Annotated in this window: 15 protein-coding genes and 2 tRNA genes; 8 read left to right on the top strand and 9 right to left on the bottom strand. The window is 52.4% G+C overall.

What is annotated here, in order from left to right; all coding sequences use genetic code 11:
• Positions 1-74: 74 nt before the first annotated feature.
• Complete coding sequence (locus tag DHf2319_RS06605) at positions 75-1022, bottom strand: AEC family transporter (protein WP_243477345.1); 948 nt, start codon at positions 1020-1022, stop codon at positions 75-77.
• Between the two features lie 83 nt (positions 1023-1105).
• Between DHf2319_RS06605 and DHf2319_RS06610 the strand changes: the two genes are divergently transcribed.
• Positions 1106-1555, top strand: coding sequence for a GNAT family N-acetyltransferase (locus DHf2319_RS06610; RefSeq protein ID WP_243477346.1), 450 nt, complete (start codon positions 1106-1108; stop codon positions 1553-1555).
• A gap of 111 nt (positions 1556-1666) precedes the next feature.
• Here DHf2319_RS06610 and DHf2319_RS06615 read toward each other — a convergent pair.
• Positions 1667-1751 (bottom strand) — tRNA-Leu (locus DHf2319_RS06615).
• Positions 1752-1849: 98 nt separating this feature from the next.
• Here DHf2319_RS06615 and rnr point away from each other — a divergent pair.
• The 5 genes from rnr (at position 1850) to DHf2319_RS06640 (ending at position 7161) form a co-directional block, all read left to right on the top strand.
• Entirely contained in the window at positions 1850-4282 is a 2433-nt protein-coding gene (gene rnr / locus DHf2319_RS06620) for a ribonuclease R (protein WP_243477347.1), read from the top strand.
• A 27-nt stretch (positions 4283-4309) separates the two neighbouring features.
• The gene (gene rlmB / locus DHf2319_RS06625; protein WP_243477348.1) at positions 4310-5056 is read left to right on the top strand and encodes a 23S rRNA (guanosine(2251)-2'-O)-methyltransferase RlmB; all 747 of its coding nucleotides are present in this window, start codon (positions 4310-4312) and stop codon (positions 5054-5056) included.
• Between the two features lie 33 nt (positions 5057-5089).
• Positions 5090-6340, top strand: coding sequence for a cystathionine gamma-synthase family protein (locus tag DHf2319_RS06630; protein WP_243477349.1), 1251 nt, complete (start codon positions 5090-5092; stop codon positions 6338-6340).
• A gap of 263 nt (positions 6341-6603) precedes the next feature.
• Positions 6604-6876, top strand: a complete 273-nt coding sequence (locus DHf2319_RS06635; RefSeq protein WP_243477350.1) for an HU family DNA-binding protein — start codon at positions 6604-6606, stop codon at positions 6874-6876.
• 209 nt (positions 6877-7085) lie between these two features.
• Positions 7086-7161, top strand: a tRNA-Val gene (locus DHf2319_RS06640).
• 186 nt (positions 7162-7347) lie between these two features.
• On the opposite strand, the gene DHf2319_RS06645 is transcribed toward DHf2319_RS06640, so the two are convergent.
• A complete protein-coding gene (locus tag DHf2319_RS06645) occupies positions 7348-10302 on the bottom strand; it encodes a hybrid sensor histidine kinase/response regulator (protein WP_243477351.1) in 2955 nt (984 codons plus the stop codon).
• A gap of 214 nt (positions 10303-10516) precedes the next feature.
• Positions 10517-11620 carry an ABC transporter substrate-binding protein gene (locus tag DHf2319_RS06650; protein ID WP_243477352.1) on the bottom strand — a complete coding sequence of 368 codons (1104 nt, stop codon included), beginning with the start codon at positions 11618-11620 and terminating at the stop codon, positions 10517-10519.
• A 217-nt stretch (positions 11621-11837) separates the two neighbouring features.
• Between DHf2319_RS06650 and DHf2319_RS06655 the strand changes: the two genes are divergently transcribed.
• On the top strand, positions 11838-14201 hold the full coding sequence (locus DHf2319_RS06655; RefSeq protein ID WP_243477353.1) for a Tex family protein: 2364 nt from the start codon (positions 11838-11840) through the stop codon (positions 14199-14201).
• A 104-nt stretch (positions 14202-14305) separates the two neighbouring features.
• Here the strand turns inward: DHf2319_RS06655 and DHf2319_RS06660 are convergent, their stop codons facing one another.
• The 3 genes from DHf2319_RS06660 to DHf2319_RS06670 all read right to left on the bottom strand — a co-directional run bounded on the left by DHf2319_RS06660 (position 14306) and on the right by DHf2319_RS06670 (position 17822).
• On the bottom strand, positions 14306-15526 hold the full coding sequence (locus DHf2319_RS06660; protein ID WP_243477354.1) for an argininosuccinate synthase: 1221 nt from the start codon (positions 15524-15526) through the stop codon (positions 14306-14308).
• A gap of 141 nt (positions 15527-15667) precedes the next feature.
• Complete coding sequence (gene argF / locus DHf2319_RS06665) at positions 15668-16612, bottom strand: ornithine carbamoyltransferase (protein ID WP_243477355.1); 945 nt, start codon at positions 16610-16612, stop codon at positions 15668-15670.
• Between the two features lie 31 nt (positions 16613-16643).
• A complete protein-coding gene (locus tag DHf2319_RS06670) occupies positions 16644-17822 on the bottom strand; it encodes an aspartate aminotransferase family protein (RefSeq protein ID WP_243477356.1) in 1179 nt (392 codons plus the stop codon).
• A gap of 152 nt (positions 17823-17974) precedes the next feature.
• On the opposite strand from DHf2319_RS06670, the gene DHf2319_RS06675 reads away from it, so the two are divergent.
• Positions 17975-18304 (top strand): DUF3579 domain-containing protein, encoded by a 330-nt coding sequence (locus tag DHf2319_RS06675; RefSeq protein ID WP_243477357.1) that lies wholly within the window; start codon positions 17975-17977, stop codon positions 18302-18304.
• Here DHf2319_RS06675 and DHf2319_RS06680 read toward each other — a convergent pair.
• Positions 18259-19215 carry a 2-hydroxyacid dehydrogenase gene (locus tag DHf2319_RS06680; protein ID WP_243477358.1) on the bottom strand — a complete coding sequence of 319 codons (957 nt, stop codon included), beginning with the start codon at positions 19213-19215 and terminating at the stop codon, positions 18259-18261. The genes DHf2319_RS06675 and DHf2319_RS06680 overlap by 46 nt on opposite strands.
• Before the next feature lie 352 nt (positions 19216-19567).
• Complete coding sequence (rpsT, locus tag DHf2319_RS06685; protein ID WP_243477359.1) at positions 19568-19831, bottom strand: 30S ribosomal protein S20; 264 nt, start codon at positions 19829-19831, stop codon at positions 19568-19570.
• Positions 19832-19884 lie beyond the last annotated feature (53 nt).

Here is a 19884-nt window from a genome sequence, read left to right on the forward strand (position 1 = left end):
TCTCCGGCTCTATGGATTTGAGCGTTTTGTATGTCAGGTCTATTGGTGCACGACACACTTAAGATAGCAGAAACTTATGCAATTCCTTGGATATTTACCCACGCGATCAATGCAGTTAATGTCATGACCGATCCAATTGTGCTGATCAGGATGGCGCGAGCACTTAGGGCAGCGTCTTGTTGATACAAATTCGCTAGCATGAACGGTCCCGTTCCCACCGGTAGAGCCGTGGCTAGAATGGCGCACCAGGACCACAAGGGGTCAAGATCAAACACGCCGATCGCCAATACCCCAACGGCTAAGGGGTGTACAAACAATTTCAAACTTACGATTTTCAGTACCGACCCAGTGCTGGCTGGAACCGTGGTTTGCGCCAGGAATAAACCAATGGTCAACAGCGCGCATGGTGTCGCAGCCGCACCGAGTAAATCGATGCCACTGACGATCGACACAGGCAGGCTAATCCCGAGGGCCGAGCATAAAATCCCAAGTAGTGTGGCTACCAGAATTGGGTTTTTTAACAGTGAGAGGGCTACTTTTTTTAGGGCGGGCAATAGGCTACGACCGCGAGCGCGCTGAATTTCGATGATCACAATGGTGTAACCAAATTGCACGGCAACCGTTAACACCGTGCCGATAATTGCGATTGGTAATGCCTGGTCGCCAAACACCAGAAGAATAAGCGGGATACCCATAAATCCAGCGTTGGCGTAACTCACGCTCATGCCGTTGATCATACGCGGCAAATCTGCGAGTCCGTCATTGCGACTCAACCAGACGTAGATCAGCGTGGTGAATATTGTCCCGAGTGTGAAGCTCGCAACAAATCCAAGTTCAGCCATTGCATTAAGATCAGCCCTTGCCATGGCAACAAATAGCAACGCTGGCAATGCGAGATAAATCACAAATCTGTTGAGCGCGTCAGTCGCCGTCGCGTTAAGCAGGCCGCGTTTGCCGCAAAGCCAGCCAAGAAAAATGAGCCCAAAAATGGGCACGACAGAATTTATGACTGCTGCGAACATTGAGTGTCATCATTACAATTGACTAGGCTCGAAGTGTACTTTGAGCGCCGCCTAAAAATGACATCGTCTATAGGGTTTGTTGCTTGAACACCACCGATAATGCTGCGAATCTGAGGTTTGGAAGCTGGGTCGACCTTAAGCGGTTGGCTTTGCCGATCCGCTTGACGGTGTTTGTCGAGGAGCAGGGCGTACCTTACGAGCTTGAGCAAGACGAGTTCGATGAGCAAGCCACTCACGTCGTTGCATTTGATGTAGATGGGTGTGCGGTTGCCACGGGACGAGTTCTGACGAGTCCGAACTCTACCGCCAAAATTGGTCGCATCGCGGTACTTGAACCTTATCGGGGCAAAGGATATGGCAAAGCGGTGCTCAGGTCCTTAATCGAGCAAGCCGATGTGCTTGGTGCAAAGACCCTAAAGTTACACGCCCAATGCGAGGCCGAGCATTTCTATCGCTCATTTGGATTTCAGGCTCTGGGCGAGCCTTTCATGGAAGCAGGCATCAGACACGTCCTGATGGTCCGGCAGAATTGACGCGACCGGTTGGACTGATGTGATTCAAGAGGTTTGAGATGTGCCCGACTGATTAATCAGGCTGAGCCGATTCGACTAATCGGCTCATAAGGGGTTAGAACCCATAAAAGCTGGTGCCCAGGAGAGGACTCGAACCTCCACACCTTGCGGCACATGGACCTGAACCATGCGCGTCTACCAATTCCGCCACCTGGGCACTGCGTCAGGCATAATGTCTAACAGGACGCAAATTATATACGAGATTAAACCCCTCGTAATTCACCGCTTCGTGACTCTCAAAGCAAGTAAAGCCTAATGACTTCAAGTACTACAGATTTGCCGGATTTTGATCCAGACGTACCGTCGCGTGAGGCGATTCTGCTTGAGTTGAGGCGTAGCACCACGCCATTAACGCCCGCCGAGTTAGCCGATCGCTTGGGGGTCGTGCGTGACGCCACGTGGGTCGGTTTTGAGCGCAGGCTCGCAGCCATGGAGCGTGACGGGCAGTTGATGCCGAATCGCAAGGGTGTTTTGCTGTTGGCAAAGAAACTGGATTTCATTGCTGGCAAGGTTCTTGGTCACCGTGATGGTTTCGGCTTTCTGCAGCGCGATGATGGTCAGCAGGATATTTTTCTGTCTCCCCGTGAGATGCTCAAGGTGCTGCATGCAGACCGCGTTTTGGTCAAGATAACTGGCGATTATCGTGGCAAACCTGATGGCACCATTGTTGAAGTGCTGGAGCGCCGCACCAACCGCTTGGTGGGTCGCTTCTTAAATGAGCGCGGTGTTTCGATTGTGGTGCCAGAGGATCAACGCATCAAGCATGATGTATTGATTCCGCCATCTGAGACCGCTGGCGCACAGCATGGCCAGGTCGTCACCGTTGAAATCATTGAGCAGCCAACAAGGCATACCCAGCCCTTGGGGCGTGTGGCTGAAATTCTGGGCGAAATCGATGATCCAGGTATGGAAATCGAGATTGCAGTTCGCAAGTTTGATGTGCCGGTGGATTTTTCTGACAAGGCCCAGCGGCAGTGTGACAAATTGCCCGAGGAGGTTAGGCGTCAAGATTTGAAAGGTCGAGTGGATTTGCGTGATGTGCCGTTAATCACAATTGATGGCGAGGATGCGCGCGATTTTGATGATGCGGTTTATTGTGAGCCGGTCGAGCTCGGACAGTCACGCAAGCGCTCGGCTTGGCGCTTGCTAGTGGCCATTGCCGATGTCAGCCATTACGTTAAGGATGGTGACGCTTTGGATGAGGATGCCCGTGAGCGTGGGACTAGCGTCTACTTTCCGCGCCGTGTGATTCCGATGCTGCCAACCAAGCTGTCTAACGGGCTGTGTTCGCTAAACCCGAACGTGGATCGTCTGGCCCTGGTATGCGATATGGTGATCTCAGCCTCGGGCGCGAAGGCCGGGGAGGTGTTGGCCTACCAGTTCTATAACGCGGTGATCCACTCTCACGCACGAACGACGTACACGCAGGTATGGGAAGCCTTGCAGCAACCGACAGGTCCCATTGCCAAGCAGATAGGCGCAGTACTGCCGCATATTCAAAACCTGCATGAACTGTTTGGTGTGCTGGCCGATGCTCGTAAACGCCGTGGTGCAATTGACTTCGATACCGTCGAAACCAAGATTGTCTGTAACGAGTTAGGTCGAATTGAACGGATTGTTGGACTGGTTCGAAATGACGCGCACCGTTTGATCGAGGAGTGCATGCTCGCTGCCAATACCTGTGCGGCTGACTTCATGCGGCGCAGCAAGCATACAGGGCTATTTCGCATTCATGAGGGTCCGACGCCAGAGAAGCTGCAGAGCCTGCGCGCATTTTTAAAAACCCTGGGGCTTGATCTGGCTGGCGGTGATGAGCCACAGGCGAGCCACTACGCGGCATTGGTGGATAAGGCGCGCAATCGTCCGGATTTCGATTTATTGCAAAGCATGTGTTTGCGCTCGATGCAGCAAGCTATTTACTCACCTGATAATGTCGGTCATTTTGGGTTGTCTTATCCTGAGTACACACATTTCACTTCGCCGATTCGGCGCTATCCCGACTTGCTGACACATAGAGTCATTAAGGCGTTGCTAGCCAAAGAGCGATACATGCCTGTTGCCCCAGATCATGTAGTGGTGCCAGGCATGACCCGTAAAGAGTATGAGCACGATATTTGGGAAAAGCTCGGTATCTTGCTTTCAGCTCGTGAGCGCCGTGCTGATGATGCCTCTCGTGATGTGGAGGCATGGCTTAAGTGCTGGTTCGTGAAAGAACGTGTCGGCGAGGTCTTTAGTGGCCGAATCACTGGTGTGGCCAGTTTTGGGATTTTCGTCACGCTTGATACGTTGCATGTCGAAGGCATGGTGCATGTTTCCGAACTCGGCACTGAGTATTTTCAGTTTAACGAGGCCATGCACGAGCTAAGGGGAGAGCGCACAGGCATGCGCTACCGACTGACCGATTCAGTACAGGTGCAGGTCGCGCGTGTGGATCTTGAGGCCCGGCGCATCGAGTTCAGGCTAGTGGCCGGCACGTCGTTCGCTTCACTTAAGCGCGAAGCAGCCAGAGCATCCACGGCAAGCACTCGTCATGTCAAAAAAGCAGCTTCGACCAAGCCCTTTGAACTTAAGGGTCAGACTGCAAAACAGCGACGTGCGCAAGCTAAGCGTAGCGCAAAGCCAGACAGTGCTGCCGCCAAGAAAACCGGTCGACGTGGCTCAAAGAAATCGCCTAGCCGGCGGCGCTAGATAACAAATGCTTGAGAATCAATATCAATGAGTCAATCTAAACTGTTGGCAGGATTTCACGCAGTTCAAGCTCGCGCGCGTCAGGCGCCAGGATCAGTGCGCGAGGTTTATCTCGATGCGACTAGGCGTGATAAGCGCATGTCAAGTCTTCTCGCCTGGTTAAAAGATCAAGGTATTACGTGTCATGTCGTTGATGCCCAGCGGCTTGACCAGCTGACGCAAGGGGTTCGTCATCAAGGCGTTGTGGCGCTAGTGGAGCCTTTGGCATTGGCCCAAGATATTGACGAAGTGTTTGACACCATGCAGTCAGCCCCATTTATCTTGGTGCTCGATGGTGTGACTGACCCTCATAATCTCGGGGCATGTCTTCGAACCGCTGATGCGGCTGGGGTGCATGCTGTGATCGCACCCAAGGATAGGGCAGTGGGATTAAGCCCCGTGGTCGAGCGCGTTGCTTGTGGCGCTACCCAATCCGTGCCCTACATCATGGTCACCAATTTGGCTCGGCAGCTGCGCGAGCTTAAAGACAGGGGGGTGTGGCTGATCGGTACTGATGAGCGTGCCCCCCAGACTTTGCATGAGGTTGATCAGCGTGGCGCGCTTGCCTGGGTGATGGGGGCTGAGGGAGCTGGCATGAGGCGCCTGACCCGCGAATTGTGTGATCATTTAGTGCACATACCCATGGGCGGTTCAGTCGAGAGTCTCAATGTCAGTGTGGCCACGGGGGTTTGTCTATATGAAACTGTTCGTCAGCGCCGTTTGCCAGCGCAGTAAACTGCGCTTATTAATTTCAGTGATCGATTGACCATGACCGCTAAGAGCACTTTAAAGGGCTTTACCACCAAGATCTTGCACCATGATCGCTTACGTGGCACGGAGCACAACGCCGTGCATCAACCGATCCATACATCGTCCCAGTACGCCTATGCCGATGCCAAAGACCTAGTCGCTGTGTTTCAGGGTCGACCAGGCTTCTCTTATGCGCGCCAGGGTACGCCGACTACAGCTGCGCTAGAAGCCAAGTTGGCTCAAATGGAGGCGGGAACTAGCGCTATTACGTTTGCGACTGGCATGGCTGCACTAACAGCCGTATTTGCGACGTTGCTGAAGTCGGGTGATCATTTGCTTGCGAGTCAGTACGTATTTGGTAATACCAACAGTTTGTTCGGCACGTTGTCGCAGCTCGGTATCGAGGTGACTTTGGTTGATGCTACCAACCTAGATGCTGTCAAGGCGGCAGTGCGCACAAATACCCGGATGATTTTTGTGGAGACTATTGGTAACCCTGGAACCCAAATTGCAGATTTAGAGGGTATCGGTGAGGTTGCCAAAGCTAACAATCTTGTCTATTTCGTTGATGGCACGCTGACCTCGCCTTACTTGTTTCAAGCCAAGTCTGTGGGCGCAAGTTTGACGATGCATTCCTTATCAAAGCACATTGCAGGTCATGCGCAGGCACTTGGCGGAGTGGTGATCGATACCGGTCTATTTGATTGGTCCAGCTATCCGAATATATTGCCGACCTATCAAAAAAATGATCCGAAGGGCTGGGCGATGGCTCAGATCAAGAAAAAAGGCTTGCGTGACATGGGTGCAACGCTTGCCGCAGAGCCCGCTCACCGCATCGCAATTGGTGCTGAGACATTGGCGCTCAGGTTAGATAAGGCATGTGCCAATGCACTGGCGCTTGCTCAACTGCTCGATGGTCATCGCGCCGTCGCCAGGGTGGCTTACCCCGGCTTGCCTGATCACCAACAACACGACCGCGCCGCGCGCTTGTTTGGAGATCGGTTTGGGACGCTGCTTTCGTTTTCCTTAAATCCAGGATTGGATTGTGTCGAGTTTCTCAATAGCTTGAGTCTGCCGGTGTTGGCTACCCATGTAGGGGACACGCGCACGCTAGCGTTGCCAGTGGCACAGACCATCTATCATGAAATGGGATCTGCGATGCGTGCTCAGATGGGCATTGAGGATGGCTTGATTCGTGTTTCCGTCGGTATCGAAGATCTGAATGATGTGTTGGCTGATTTTTCAAAGGCGCTTGACGCCATGGTTTGAGGCCCGATCAGGTTGACGGGCGTATGTTATAGCGCAGTTTTTTTGAAAACTCCAACCATTGTTTACGCCCAACTTTCTGAAAGTCTCAAATTCGTCACACCCAATAAATATGCGGTTCTCAGCATGATTTTTTGCTTGACAGTCAGCGTTTGTGAGGGCTAAATACAAGTATGTGGTGTAACCGCACGGTTGGCGCTACGAAAACTCCACACGATTGCTCGCTGTGGACATTATTAACTTGAATTGCAAGGGGTAATCCTGACATGAACAAAACCGAATTGATCGACCACATCGCCAGCAAGGCGGATATTTCGAAGGCTGCAGCTGCTCGTGCCCTCGACGCTCTGATCGGCGGTGTTAAGACCACACTCAAAAAAGGTGGCACGGTGACTTTGGTCGGTTTTGGAACTTTTGCTGTTTCGGCTCGTGCTGCTCGCACTGGTCGCAATCCGCGCACTGGTGAAACCATCAAAATCAAAAAGGCCAAAGTGCCAAAGTTCCGTCCTGGTAAGGCTTTGAAAGACGCTGTTAATTAAATTGCAATCGCGTTTGGCAGTATCGCTGCGGTCCGCTATAATGCGGACCGTTGCTTTTATAAATTCTGAGTAGTTCGGTTGTAGAAGCTGCTTTGGAGTAGTTGCTTTATAGAAGTTTTAACTCCGTCGTTAGTCTGATACCTTCCCAACTGTTTTCCGTATGTGGTTGCAACAAGGATCAGGAGCGCGGATCAGTAAAGCAAGACCGTGGGTGCTTAGCTCAGCTGGTAGAGCGGCGCCCTTACAAGGCGTAGGTCAGCGGTTCGAACCCGTTAGCACCCACCACGGTTATTTTGCTTGCACCCCCGCCTAGCAAACTGGCTAAGCGTTACAAAAATCCCAAGTTGTTACATCCCTGACTTAGGTGGTGCTGCCTCGCTATCACACCTCGCGTGTTGTCTGTTCGTTTGGTGTGCCAGAGGCATGCGCCCATATGTTGAAGTCAGCCGTATTCTAGGACAAGGCAAACCTCTAAACGCCGAGCTTTTCATTGATGGAAGCTTGCATTTTCCCGAGCTCAGTGTCTAACGCATCAGTCAGTGTCGGGGGTGCCGTAGTTTGCTGAAGAATCAAAGTTTCGATTTGTTCAACGAGATCTCTGATCTTTAGCGCGCCGACCTGGCTGGCACTGCCGCGAAGGCTATGCAAACGTTGCGCTGCTTGCTCATGCAAGCCGTTGGCCAGGTCTTCACGGGTTTGCTGTGCGACATGCCGATTCTCACTGATAAAGATCGGCAACAGGCGTCTAAAAAGCTCTGGGTTGTGATTCATGGTCTGCATGGCGTGTTCGAGATCGATACCGTCTATTTCAGGAAATACGCGCCACGGCACCGTTTCTATATGTGCGGTCAGACATTTGACCAATGAATCCTTTTGCAACGGCTTGTGTAGCAAGGCATTGGCGCCAGCATTCATAATCTCTTTCTGTTGGGTGCCAACAAGGTCAGCGGTCATTGCAATGATTGGGATCGTTCGCCAACCCGGATTGGCACGAATAGCCTGGGTACATTCGATGCCGTTCATGTTAGGCATTTGTATGTCCATCAGTATCGCGTCAAACTCGTTATCGGCATGCTGCATTCGTTCAATCGCCTGCTGACCGTCGAGGGCTGGCGTGACATGTATGCCAAGCGGACTCAGCATTTCGTTGATCAGAAACTGGATGGCTTGACTGTCTTCCACCACGAGCAAGTGCGTATTAGTTAGACGCTGCGCGCCAGGTGTGAACGATTCATTGGTGTTTTTTGTGTCTGTAGTACTCGGCTCAGCGCTCGGCAAAGCTAATTCAAACCAGAATGTGCTGCCGATGTTGGGCAGGCTCTTGAATTCGATCGATCCGCCCATGGCCTCGATAATTTGCTTACTGATTGAAAGTCCCAAACCTGTCCCCCCAAAACGCCGAGCGGCCGCACTGTCGGTTTGTTTGAATGGCTTAAACACAAGCGCTTCGAGATCTTTTGGGATGCCTACACCGGTATCTTTGACTTCAACCCGAATGCCCTTTAAAGGGTCTCGTCCACTGATACAAGTCACGGAAACAGTCACCTCGCCACGGTCGGTGAATTTGACGGCGTTACCGACGAGGTTAGCTAAAACCTGCTCGATGCGAAACTCATCACCCATAAGCCACGTTGGGCAGTCAGGTGAGACTCGAGTAAACAGCCCAATTCCTTTGTCTGCAGCAAGCTTGCCGAACATTCGCTCACATCTGCTGATAACTTCGGCAAGATTGAACCGTGTTGATGCTAAAGACAATTCGCCCGCTTCAATTTTGGCGTGATCCAGAACGTCGTTAACGATACGCATCAAGAGATTGTCCACATCGCTTAGCCGTTGAACGAGGTCACGCTGCCTTGGACTTAACGCTTCTGCCTGTAAAAGCTCTGTGATACCTAAAATACTGGTCAAGGGTGTCCGGATTTCATGGCTCATCATGGCCAGAAACTGAGCCTTTTGTCGTTCCTGCTCCTCGGCTTGCAGTTTCGCTTTAAGCAATTCACGCTGCGAAGTACGCAGTGGGGTGACATCGACGAATGTGGCAATCGCTGAGCTATTTAAGGAAATGGCGGCGATAATGACGTCGTGCTTGACCCCGCTGCGACAGGCGATGCTTACTTCAATGGGGTTGCTAGGCGTATCGGTCTCGTGATGGGATTGCACCATCTGGGCCACTAGTTCTGAGACGTGTGCTGCGGTTTGTTCATCCTGGCAGGAAAAGTTAAAGAGTCGCTCGAGGTTCTGCACTTCGTCGGCTGTGTAACCAAAGAGTTCCGTGAAAGTAGCGTTGATAAAGGTCACCCGCTTCGGCCGCACAGTATCGAACACGATCAGCGGTATGGGTACATGTTCCAGAATTAGCCTTAGCTCCGTTTCTTGCGCTTTTAGTTCAGTCGCTGCCGATTCAAGTGCGTGCTCACGTTGCGCTATGGCGTTGGCCATGGACTCGAAGTGTCGATTGATTTCAGTGAACTCAAGTGGTTGGCCGCTGAGGTCATTGTGTGGCTCGCTCACGGGCTTACCCGACTCCATTGAGCGGATTCGTGTCACGAGCGCTCCAATGGGAACCAACACATCTTGGCGCAACTTTCTCCCTTTAATCAAAATCACCATCACAAGACCGGCTAGGATCGCAGCCAGGGCGATCAACAGCGCGTTTCGCTGCTCATCAAGCAGTTGGGTTGATACCAATACAACGAGCCTGGCACCAAGCTGATCCGAGCGGCTCACCACAGAGATCCAGCCTCTATTTTCTATTTCAATTCGGGGTGCCGTTTGGTTGCTATTGGTGAGGGTCTCGATATCGATTCTTGGGATTGTGACATCAGGCCCTCCAGAAATCATGACGACGCCCTTGTCAGTAGTCATTAACAAGACGTTACCGGTGATCTTGGAATACTGATCGATAAAGTTTCTGATGTATGCAAGATTGATGCGCCCCAGAATAATTTGGTCCCGAGTTTTGTAGGCAACATAGACGCTTGGCAGACCATCTTCATAGCCCTGTACGATTGAGGAAACCGAAGCGACATTGCTATCTCTCAGAAGCTGGTCCCAAACAGGTCCGGCGCTAAAGGTATAGCCCTCAAACACCCGGCTCTGTGGAGCTGACTTGTACAGCGAAATCACCCGCCCAGATTGATCAAGTTCGTACAGATCGGAAAATGTTCCAACCTGACGAAGCGAGTGTTGTCGACGCGCGGGGTCTGTCATGGAAGCAAATAAAACGAGCTGCTCTTGGGCATTCGCGAGCTCTGACTCAATAAAGACATGAACGTTGCCGGCATCTGCTACGTTGACCTGCAAAAACCTGTTCTGCAAAGCGTTAAACACATACGAGAGCGCACCCACAACAATGAGGGCGGTTACCAGCGCTGCGCCGATGTCAAGGCGAAGATTCTTGCCTTTTAGGGTTTTTGAATCAAACATAGGCTGGTTTATCAATTAAATATAGGCGGATGCATCTGCCACACAGTTTGTTTAGCAAGCACATCACCGTTTAGGCTCCGTAACAGACTGGGCATGCAAGGGTTGCACCAGTCGATCAGTGGGCGGCAGCAATGGCTCGATCCGGCAGTCCGAGTCGATCGAGTCAGCCGCAAGCAGAGCGGCTCGTACCTCTGTACCTCGGTATTGATGCGCTTCATGGCGTGGTCATTTCTTTGGTTAGGTCGCTAATGGGGTAGAACCCTTGGGTACGGTCGCCGAATTCATTTAGCTGCAATTGGCCAAGGCTCGTATGTAGCGGCTGCCCAGATAGCAAGTATTTCTTAACGCTGGCTGGTGTTTTGTGGCCAGCAGCCATGGCTTGTTCGAGTATTTCTAGTGCTTGTCTTATCATGATCGCCATGGCCATGGGCTGGTAGCCGAACCGCTGCGTGAATCGGTCCAGATAGTCTTTGATGGCAGGGTCTTTGGACTTGGCCGGAAAATTGCTGATAAGCACAATATTGCGCAACGCTGGTCCCGCGGTCTCAAACACAGTGTTTGATCTCGCCCATGGTGTCAGCACGATGGGGGCATTGGGATGGTGGCGATGAAACAACTGCACGATATTGCCCATGCTAGCCTGGAAATCGCCCCCAAGTACATAAAGGGCGTCAAACGGCTTACCCATCTGCTCGTTTAGATTGTCGGGCTTGAAATCTTCGAACTGCAGTTTCGCGTGGGTGACTTGCCAGCGAGGGTTTGTCCCCAACTGTTTCAGAAAAAAACGCAGAGCGGGGTCGGTATAGGCAGCGTTTGAGCCATCTTGCAGAATAAGAAGATTCCTGCCCGGCAGCGTATTGATGTAGTCCGCAATGGTCTGTTGTTCCAGTTCTGCGTCTGCGATGATTCGAATCATGAAGTCATCTTTGGCAGTCAGAGCGGGGCTGGTGGCCGAGGTGTTGATAATCAACGGGCCTGGGTTGGCAAACAAATGCGCGCTAGCGGTCAGTGTCGAAGACGGTTGAGTCGTGACGAAAAATTGTACGCCCTCATCTATGGCAGCCTCAAATCTCGGCGCGGATTGTGCAGGATTGAAGTTATAAAACATCTCCTTTAACTGCATCCGACTATCGGGGTTTTCCTCGAAATACAAGCGTGCGGCGTCCATGTCACTCGGATCAAACACGCGCTCGCTCATCAGTGGTGCATCCACAGCAACCACAATTTTGCCAGGCGCCAGTACGGTGAAACCCCAATAACCGAGCATGACCAAGGCAAGGACAATCAGGGCGAGAGACAACCTACGCTGAGTTTGCATACGAGTTCCTAAGCACCCTAATTGAGAATCACGTAAATGGGTGATTCAGTAAAGACCAAGTCACTGATCGATTTCTTAGGCTGTAGGATATTGACATTTTGATGGTTCAAGCTATCACATAAAAATAGTAATCCTTGGGTCTTGTCTGCTTTTCCTCGCCAAACCAGCTTATGGCACAATCCCGGACTTGGTTTAATCGTACGTTGGGAACGTGTCTATGTCTGAGGCTCAATTCACCGCCCGAAGCCCGCAGGAAATCGAGCAACGCCTGCAAATACAGCTAGGTACCGAGCTTGGGGTGCGCCCGCAACAGGTGGCAGCCACCATGCAGCTGATAGCCGAGGGGTCAACCGTGCCTTTTATTGCACGCTACCGCAAGGAGGCCACAGCTGGCTTGGATGACACCGTGTTGCGCCAGTTGGAGGTCAGGCTGCTGTATCTGCAGGAACTTGAAGCCCGGCGAGACGTCGTGATGGCCTCGGTGCACGAGCAGGGGAAATTGACTGAGCAGCTGCGTCAGGCCTTCGCTGAGGCAGATACCAAGCAACGCCTTGAAGATCTGTATGCCCCATTTAAGCCCAAGCGTCGCACGCGTGCACAGATTGCCCGTGAGGCGGGTCTGCAACCCTTGGCAGAGCAGTTGCTTGCCGATGCTGCCTGTGTGCCACAAGAGGCTGCCTTGGCCTATGTGGACGTTGACAAGGGCGTAGCGGATGTCAAAGCCGCGCTAGACGGCGCACGAGATATCCTGGCCGAGCAGTTTTCGGAAAGCGCGGATCTTGTGGCTAGCCTTCGATCAATGCTCATGCGTCAGGGTTTGATTTATGCCAAGGTGGTCGCCGGTAAAGAAGAAGAGGGTGCAAATTTTCGGGATTGGTTTGATTTCAGTGAGTCGATTAGCACGATTGCCTCACATCGGATGCTCGCCTTGTTGCGCGGCCGCCAACAGGGTGTGCTTGATTTGCGCATTGGCTTGTCCGAGGATCAAGAGGCTTTATTGCCACATCCTTGTAGCGAGCGAATCGCTGAGTTTATGGGGTTCGGTTCTCAAATTTTTGGCAGTCGGGCGAGTGCGCGTGAGCAATGGTTGGCAGAGGTCTGCCGCTGGTGCTGGCGTGTCAAGCTCTTGATGTTCTTTGAGATGGAAATAGTAGGTGTGCTCAGGGAGCGAGCCGAAACCCAAGCCATTGACGTTTTTGCCACAAATTTAAAGGATTTGTTGCTGTCTCCGCCAGCTGGACCCAAAGCAGTGATCGGACTGGATCCAGGGATTCGAACCGGTGTCAAAGTGGCTGTGATAGACCGCACCGGCAAGGTGGTCGATACTACCACCATTTATCCATTTGAGCCTAGACGTGATGTTGCGGGTAGTTTAAGAACGCTGGCTGACCTGATTAAACGTCACCAGGTGGAGCTTGCTGCCATAGGCAATGGTACGGCATCGCGCGAAACCGACAAGTTAGTGGCGGGACTTTGCCAGGCGCACCCGGAGTTGAAGTTAACTCGAGTGACCGTTTCTGAGGCTGGGGCCTCGGTTTACTCCGCATCAGAAACAGCTGCACTAGAGTTTCCGGATCTCGATGTCAGCCTGCGCGGCGCCGTATCAATTGCCAGGCGCCTACAAGATCCGCTGGCTGAGTTAGTGAAAATTGAGCCCAAATCTATCGGGGTGGGCCAATACCAGCATGACGTCAATCAACGTCAGCTTGCCACGACATTGACAGCGGTCGTCGAAGACTGCGTCAACGCAGTCGGTGTGGATGTCAACACCGCCTCAGCGGCTTTGTTGGCGCATGTCTCGGGGCTTAACAGCGGGTTAGCTAAAAATATTGTGAGCTACCGTGATGCTAATGGACGCTTTCACTCTCGAGCTGATTTGATGGCAGTGCCACGCTTTGGCGAGAAAGCGTTTGAGCAAGCGGCAGGTTTTTTGCGGATTAATGGTGGTAACAATCCGCTCGATGCGTCGGCAGTACACCCGGAGGCTTACCCCGTGGTGCAAAAAATCCTGGCTAAGGTGCAGGCCGATGTCAAAGCGGTCATGGGCAACCGTCAACTACTCAATGGCTTGTCGCCATCAGAGTTTATTGATGAGCGGTTTGGCTTGCCAACAGTCAAAGATATTTTTATCGAGCTCGAGAAGCCAGGGCGTGACCCACGCCCTGAATTCAAGCCAGTAACGTTTGACGACAGCGTTCAAACCATGAACGACTTAAAGCCTGGGCAAGTGCTCGATGGCGTGGTCACCAATGTGGCTAACTTTGGGGCTTTTGTGGACATTGGTGTGCATCAAGATGGTTTGGTGCATATTTCGGCGCTCTCAAGTCAGTTCGTCAAAGATCCGCGCGATGTGGTTCGTGCCGGGCAGACGGTCAAGGTCAAGGTGCTTGAGGTGGATTTGGCGCGCAAGCGAATTGCATTGTCCATGCGGCTAGGTGATGAGCCTGGCAGCAGAACGAGTGCTGGCAATTCCTCATCCGTGAGATCCAATGCCCGCCCGAATGCTAGGGATGGCGCCAATCATAAAACTGCAGAGCCTGCCAATGCCATGGCAGCTGCATTTGCTAAGTTAAAGCGCTAAAAGGGCTTCTTTAAAACTAAACTGCAAAAACAAAAAAATGCCTCGCAAATACAAGTTTGCGAGGCATTTTTTGCCTGGTTTTAGGCCAATTTTTGGCTTAGACGTTACTGGCGCCCCTTTTTGGCCTCGATTCGCATACGAAGCGCATTGAGCTTGATAAAGCCTGCGGCATCAGCCTGATTGTAGGCGCCGCCATCATCGTCAAACGTTGCAATGGTCTGATCAAACAGCGTGTCGGCGGAGTCTCGGCCGACCGTGTAGACGTTTCCTTTGTAGAGTTTGAGTCTGACTGTACCATTGACATGTTGTTGTGTATGGTCAATCAAGACTTGCATGGCACGGCGCTCAGGCGACCACCAGTAGCCGTTGTAGATCAGCGATGCATAGCGCGGCATCAGGTCATCTTTTAAGTGTGCGACTTCACGGTCAAGCGTGATCGATTCGATGGCTCTGTGCGCTTTGAGCAAAATCGTACCGCCCGGGGTTTCGTAGCAACCCCGTGATTTCATGCCGACGTAGCGGTTTTCTACCAAATCAAGGCGCCCGATGCCATGTCTGCCGCCGATTTCGTTCAGACGCGCCAGCAAAGCAGCCGGCGTCAGCTTCTGGCCATCGATGCTCACTGGGTCGCCTTTGACGAATTCGATCTCGAGGTATTGAGCTTGGTCGGGCGCATCCTCAGGCGATACGGTCCAACGCCACATCGATTCCTCAGCCTCGGCATTCGGGTCTTCTAGGTGACGGCCCTCATAGCTGATGTGCAGCAGGTTGGCATCCATGGAATAGGGTGCGCCACCTTGCTTGTGTTTCATGTCAACCGGGATGCCGGCAGCCTCCGCGTAAGCCAGCAGCTTTTGGCGCGAGAGCAGATCCCATTCACGCCAGGGTGAAATGACCTTGATCCCTGGCTCTAGCGCGTAGTAGCCAAGTTCGAATCGAACTTGATCATTACCCTTGCCGGTGGCGCCGTGAGAAACCGTGTCTGCACCGACCTGGCGAGCTATTTCGATCTGACGTTTTGCGATGAGTGGGCGTGCGATCGAGGTGCCTAGCAGGTACTCACCTTCATAAATGGTGTTGCAGCGAAACATCGGGAACACAAAATCACGAACAAACTCCTCGCGCAAGTCATCGATAAAGATGTGCTCAGGTTTGATACCAAACTGCAAGGCCTTGGCACGGGCTGGCTCAAGCTCTTCACCTTGACCTATATCAGCTGTGAAGGTCACGACCTCGCATTGATAAGTGTCTTGCAGCCATTTGAGAATGACCGATGTATCAAGCCCGCCGGAATAGGCCAGCACTACTTTATTGACGTTGCTCATGAGTTGCCTTTTAAAAATACATTACACACGATCTAGTTGATGCGCCAGACCTGGTGCGTCTTTGCCTGAATGACGCGTATTTTAACGCTTGCGTTATGGCAATGGCGATCCTGCCTTATGATCTTGCGCGCAATGACCGGTTTACTGTATCTGCCCTAGCAGCAAGAACTCCATCAAGGCCTTTTGGGCATGTAGCCGGTTTTCTGCTTCATCCCACACGACGCTTTGAGGACCATCGATGACTTCAGCAGTGACCTCTTCGCCACGATGCGCTGGCAGGCAGTGCATGAACAAGGCATCAGGTTTGGCTTTGGCCATCATGGTCGAATCTACACACCAATTGGCAAATGCGCGCTTGCGGGCTTCGTTCTCAGTTTCGTAACCCATGCTGGTCCACACATCGGTAGTGATGAGATCAGCACCTTGGCATGCGTCATGCGGATTTTGAAAGGACTGGTAAACAGCAGGATCCACACCGGCTAATCGATGACTCTCAAGTTGGTAGCCTTCTGGTGCACTGAAGTTAAGCTTAAAGCCAAGGCGTTCAGCTGCCTGAATCCAGGTGTAAGCCATGTTGTTGGCATCTCCAATCCATGCCACGACCTTGCCCTGAATGGTTTGCCGATGCTCCATGTAAGTAAATACATCTGCCAGAATCTGACAAGGATGGTACTCATTGGTCAGCCCATTGATCACCGGAACCCGGGAGTATTCAGAAAAGCGTTCAATCCGACTTTGCTCAAATGTACGAATCATCACCAAATCGACCATGCGCGAGACCACCCGAGCGGTATCTTCAATCGGCTCGGAGCGTCCAAGTTGCGAATCGTTGGTGGTCAGGTGAATGACAGCGCCTCCCATTTGGTACATGCCCGCCTCAAATGAAACACGCGTTCTGGTGCTAGCCTTCTCGAACACCATGGCTAGTGTGCGATCGTTGAGTGGCTGGTAGGGCTCGTAGCGCTTGAACTTGTCCTTGATGATACGGGCACGTTCAAGCACATACAAAAGCTCTTGGCCGGTGAGGTCTGTCAGCTGCAGGAAGTGGCGCAGCGGTTGGCTAGTGGTTGAAGATTTCGCGGTCATGAACGATATCCGATAGCTTGAGGAGCCAGTTTTACTGGCTACTTAGAAATGTCTTGATGAGCTTGATGACGTCATCTACAAGTTCGTTTGCTTCTTGCTCGCTGATAATCAGAGGTGGCAATAGCCGTACAACTTTGTCGCGCGTCACATTGATCAATAATCCGGCCTCTAGTGCTTGACGCACCAGATCGGCGCATGGACGATTCAATTCGATGCCGATCATCAGTCCGCGCCCCCGAACCTCAGTGACGCCTGGCAGACCGTCCAGCCCAGCTTGTAAGCGCGCAAGCATGGCATCACCGACCTTGTGAGCATGTTCCAGAAGATTGTCCTGCTCCAAGGTGTCTAGTACGGCCAAAGCAGCAGCACACACAAGCGGTCCACCCCCAAACGTTGTCCCGTGATGCCCCGGTTTAAGGATGCCAGCTGCCGGTCCGCGAGCTGCAACCGCGCCAATTGGGACACCACCCCCTAGGCCTTTAGCCAGCGTGATGACATCGGGCAAGATCTCAGCCCATTGGTGCGCCAGCCATTTGCCAGTGCGGCCGATTCCAGACTGCACTTCGTCAATCATGAGTAGCCAACCGCGTTCATCGCACAGTTTGCGTAATGCCTTGAGATAGCTCAAATCGGAAGGCCGAATGCCGCCTTCACCTTGCAACACTTCAATGAGTACGGCCACGACCTCTGGGCACTGCGCAGCAGCCTCGGTGATGGCATCGAGTTTGTTGTAGGTGACCTGCACAAAACCGGCAGGTAATGGCTCAAATCCCTGGCGAGCTTTTTCGCTGCCGGTGGCCGCCAATGTGCCGAGCGTGCGCCCGTGCCAGGAGGAGTCCATCGTGATGATGGTGGGTACTTGAATGCCCTTTAAATGACCATACAGGCGTGCGAGCTTGATCGCACCCTCATTGGCTTCGGCGCCACTGTTGGCAAAGAATACCTCGGACATGCCTGAAATCGCTGTAATGCGCTGAGCCAATTGCTCTTGGAGCGGCACTTCGTAGATATTTGAAGTGTGGATCACTTTGGCGGCTTGCTCAGAAATCGCTTTCACAAGTGCAGGGTGTGCATGCCCGAGGCAAGAGACACCGATGCCAGATAGGCCATCCAAATATCGCTTTCCCTCGGTATCCCAGAGCCAGACACCTTGCCCGTGCGTGAAAGCCACTGGCAAACGACCGTAAATTGGAGACAGGGCAGAGCGCATGGTGTTCTCTTCCAGAAAAAGTAGAGTTTCAGGTGTGCACGCCAATGTCGATAAGCATGCAAGGATTGGTAAACCCTAATCATATACAATCGCAACCAAGCCTGTGCGAGTCGCCTTGTGTAACAAGCGTGGCTCACCATCGAGATGCCTGAATGAGTAATTCCCCGATTTATTTTGTGATTCTGGGCCAGACCCTTCAGGGCGAGCGGTTTCGCCCGAGCGACTGGGCAGAAAGGCTAGCCGGCGTCATGGCGCCGTATCGCCCCCCCGGATCAGTAGGCGGGCACCTGACTTACTCACCGTATGTGATTCCACGCGTGATTCAAGGCATTAAATGTGTGGTGATTGACGAGCGTTTGCGTGACATCGAGCCCTTGGCCTGGAAGTTCGTACACGACTTTGCGCTCGACAATCATCTACAGACCATTGAAAGCACTCAGGATGTGGCCACGGGTGTCAGCAATGCTTTGCCAGAGAAATAGGCTTGCAAGTTGTTCATAACGACTTCAAACATGGCTTGACGGGTCTCGGTTGTGGCACTACCCACATGTGGCATTAACACTACATTCTCAAGCTGTTTGAGGGCGTCGGGCACCTTGGGTTCGTTTTCAAATACATCTAGTCCAGCCCCGCCAAGTTCACCGTTCATCAACAGTTCGACCATAGCGGTTTCGTCGATGACAGGGCCACGCGCAATATTGATGATGTAGCCTTTGGGGCCGAGGGCTTTTAATACGTCCCGGCTGACGAGTTTACGGGTCGAGGCGCCACCGACCGTTGCTACCACCAAGAAATCTGACCACTGAGCCAGATCTACCAGATTTTGCATATAGGTATATGGCACATCAGTACGGGCGTTGCGGTTGTGATAAGCAATTTGCATATCAAATCCTATGCCACGTTTTGCGATGGCCATGCCGATTCGGCCGAGACCGACGATACCGAGTCTTTTACCGCTAACACGCGTGCCCAAGGCAAGCGTGCCGTCTTTGTTTTCCCAGCGGTTAGCACGCACGAACTGGTCACCTTGCGGGATGTGACGTGCCACAGCAATCATAAGTCCCCAGGCTTCATCAGCCACACAGTCATTCAGCACGTCTGGTGTATTGGTAACGGAGACACCGCGCTTGGCCGCCGCTTCAATATCGATCGTGTCATATCCCACACCCCAGTTGCAAATGAGTTTGAGGTTGGGTAGCATCTCGATGACTTCAGCTGTACAGCCGTGCACCGCCGACGTGACAACGACCTGAACATCGGCGGCTTGGCGTAATGCTTGATCCCGATCAGCAGCTTGCCATAACGGCAGGACGTCGAAATGTTCGCGTAAGGCGTTATCAGCGCCGGGCGATCCACCTAGTGAACCGATCTGGACGATTTTGGGTTTGCTCATACAAATGTCTCAATTAGAAATTGTGTTCAGTCAGGAGCATACTAGGCGTATGCGGGCTCAAGCACAACCGTGTTTGCGATAGCGTGGGTGATTGACGTTTGGCGAGCAACTCTACTAGCAGCTCATTCGGGTGATCAATAGGCGAGTGCACAACTCTGGGCGAGTGCACAACTCTGGATTTGTGCAGATGTTTGGATCTGCAGCTGTGCAAACGAAAATTGGGCCAGCTAAGCGTGGACCAAAGCAATCGCCTGACAAAATGTCAGGCGATCGATACTAAACAGAGGAAGAGGCCCGCAGGGAAATCTTTCGGGCAAAACCGCTAGGCTAAACCGAGCGGTTTGGTGAGCGCTTAGGCTAAAGCTTTGATAGCTGCGTTAAGGCGGCTTTTCTGACGAGCTGCCTTGTTTTTGTGGATGATTTTTTTATCAGCCACGCTATCAATGACACTCATGCTCTTTTTGAAAGCTTCGCTGGCAGCAGCCTTGTCACCCGAGGCAATAGCAGCACGGACGCGCTTGATTGAAGTGCGCAGCATGGAGCGCAGGCTGGAGTTATGCATATTGCGGGCTACGGATTGACGAGCGCGCTTTCTGGCTTGGGCGGTGTTGGCCATTTGTTTCTAGCTGTCCTTTTCTAGCTGTCTTGTATGACAAGATTTTTTAAATA

Origin of the sequence: Orrella daihaiensis (genome assembly GCF_022811525.1) — a bacterium.
GTDB lineage: Bacteria > Pseudomonadota > Gammaproteobacteria > Burkholderiales > Burkholderiaceae_B > Algicoccus > Algicoccus daihaiensis.

What these genes read in the sequence shown, in the direction of transcription:
- DHf2319_RS06605 (WP_243477345.1), bottom strand. Translation starts at nt 1,022, where the DNA reads ATGTTCGCAGCAGTCATAAATTCTGTCGTGCCCATTTTTGGGCTCATT.
- rnr (WP_243477347.1), top strand. Translation starts at nt 1,850, where the DNA reads ATGACTTCAAGTACTACAGATTTGCCGGATTTTGATCCAGACGTACCG.
- rlmB (WP_243477348.1), top strand. Translation starts at nt 4,310, where the DNA reads ATGAGTCAATCTAAACTGTTGGCAGGATTTCACGCAGTTCAAGCTCGC.
- DHf2319_RS06630 (WP_243477349.1), top strand. Translation starts at nt 5,090, where the DNA reads ATGACCGCTAAGAGCACTTTAAAGGGCTTTACCACCAAGATCTTGCAC.
- DHf2319_RS06635 (WP_243477350.1), top strand. Translation starts at nt 6,604, where the DNA reads ATGAACAAAACCGAATTGATCGACCACATCGCCAGCAAGGCGGATATT.
- DHf2319_RS06645 (WP_243477351.1), bottom strand. Translation starts at nt 10,302, where the DNA reads ATGTTTGATTCAAAAACCCTAAAAGGCAAGAATCTTCGCCTTGACATC.
- DHf2319_RS06650 (WP_243477352.1), bottom strand. Translation starts at nt 11,620, where the DNA reads ATGCAAACTCAGCGTAGGTTGTCTCTCGCCCTGATTGTCCTTGCCTTG.
- DHf2319_RS06655 (WP_243477353.1), top strand. Translation starts at nt 11,838, where the DNA reads ATGTCTGAGGCTCAATTCACCGCCCGAAGCCCGCAGGAAATCGAGCAA.
- DHf2319_RS06660 (WP_243477354.1), bottom strand. Translation starts at nt 15,526, where the DNA reads ATGAGCAACGTCAATAAAGTAGTGCTGGCCTATTCCGGCGGGCTTGAT.
- argF (WP_243477355.1), bottom strand. Translation starts at nt 16,612, where the DNA reads ATGACCGCGAAATCTTCAACCACTAGCCAACCGCTGCGCCACTTCCTG.
- DHf2319_RS06670 (WP_243477356.1), bottom strand. Translation starts at nt 17,822, where the DNA reads ATGCGCTCTGCCCTGTCTCCAATTTACGGTCGTTTGCCAGTGGCTTTC.
- DHf2319_RS06675 (WP_243477357.1), top strand. Translation starts at nt 17,975, where the DNA reads ATGAGTAATTCCCCGATTTATTTTGTGATTCTGGGCCAGACCCTTCAG.
- DHf2319_RS06680 (WP_243477358.1), bottom strand. Translation starts at nt 19,215, where the DNA reads ATGAGCAAACCCAAAATCGTCCAGATCGGTTCACTAGGTGGATCGCCC.
- rpsT (WP_243477359.1), bottom strand. Translation starts at nt 19,831, where the DNA reads ATGGCCAACACCGCCCAAGCCAGAAAGCGCGCTCGTCAATCCGTAGCC.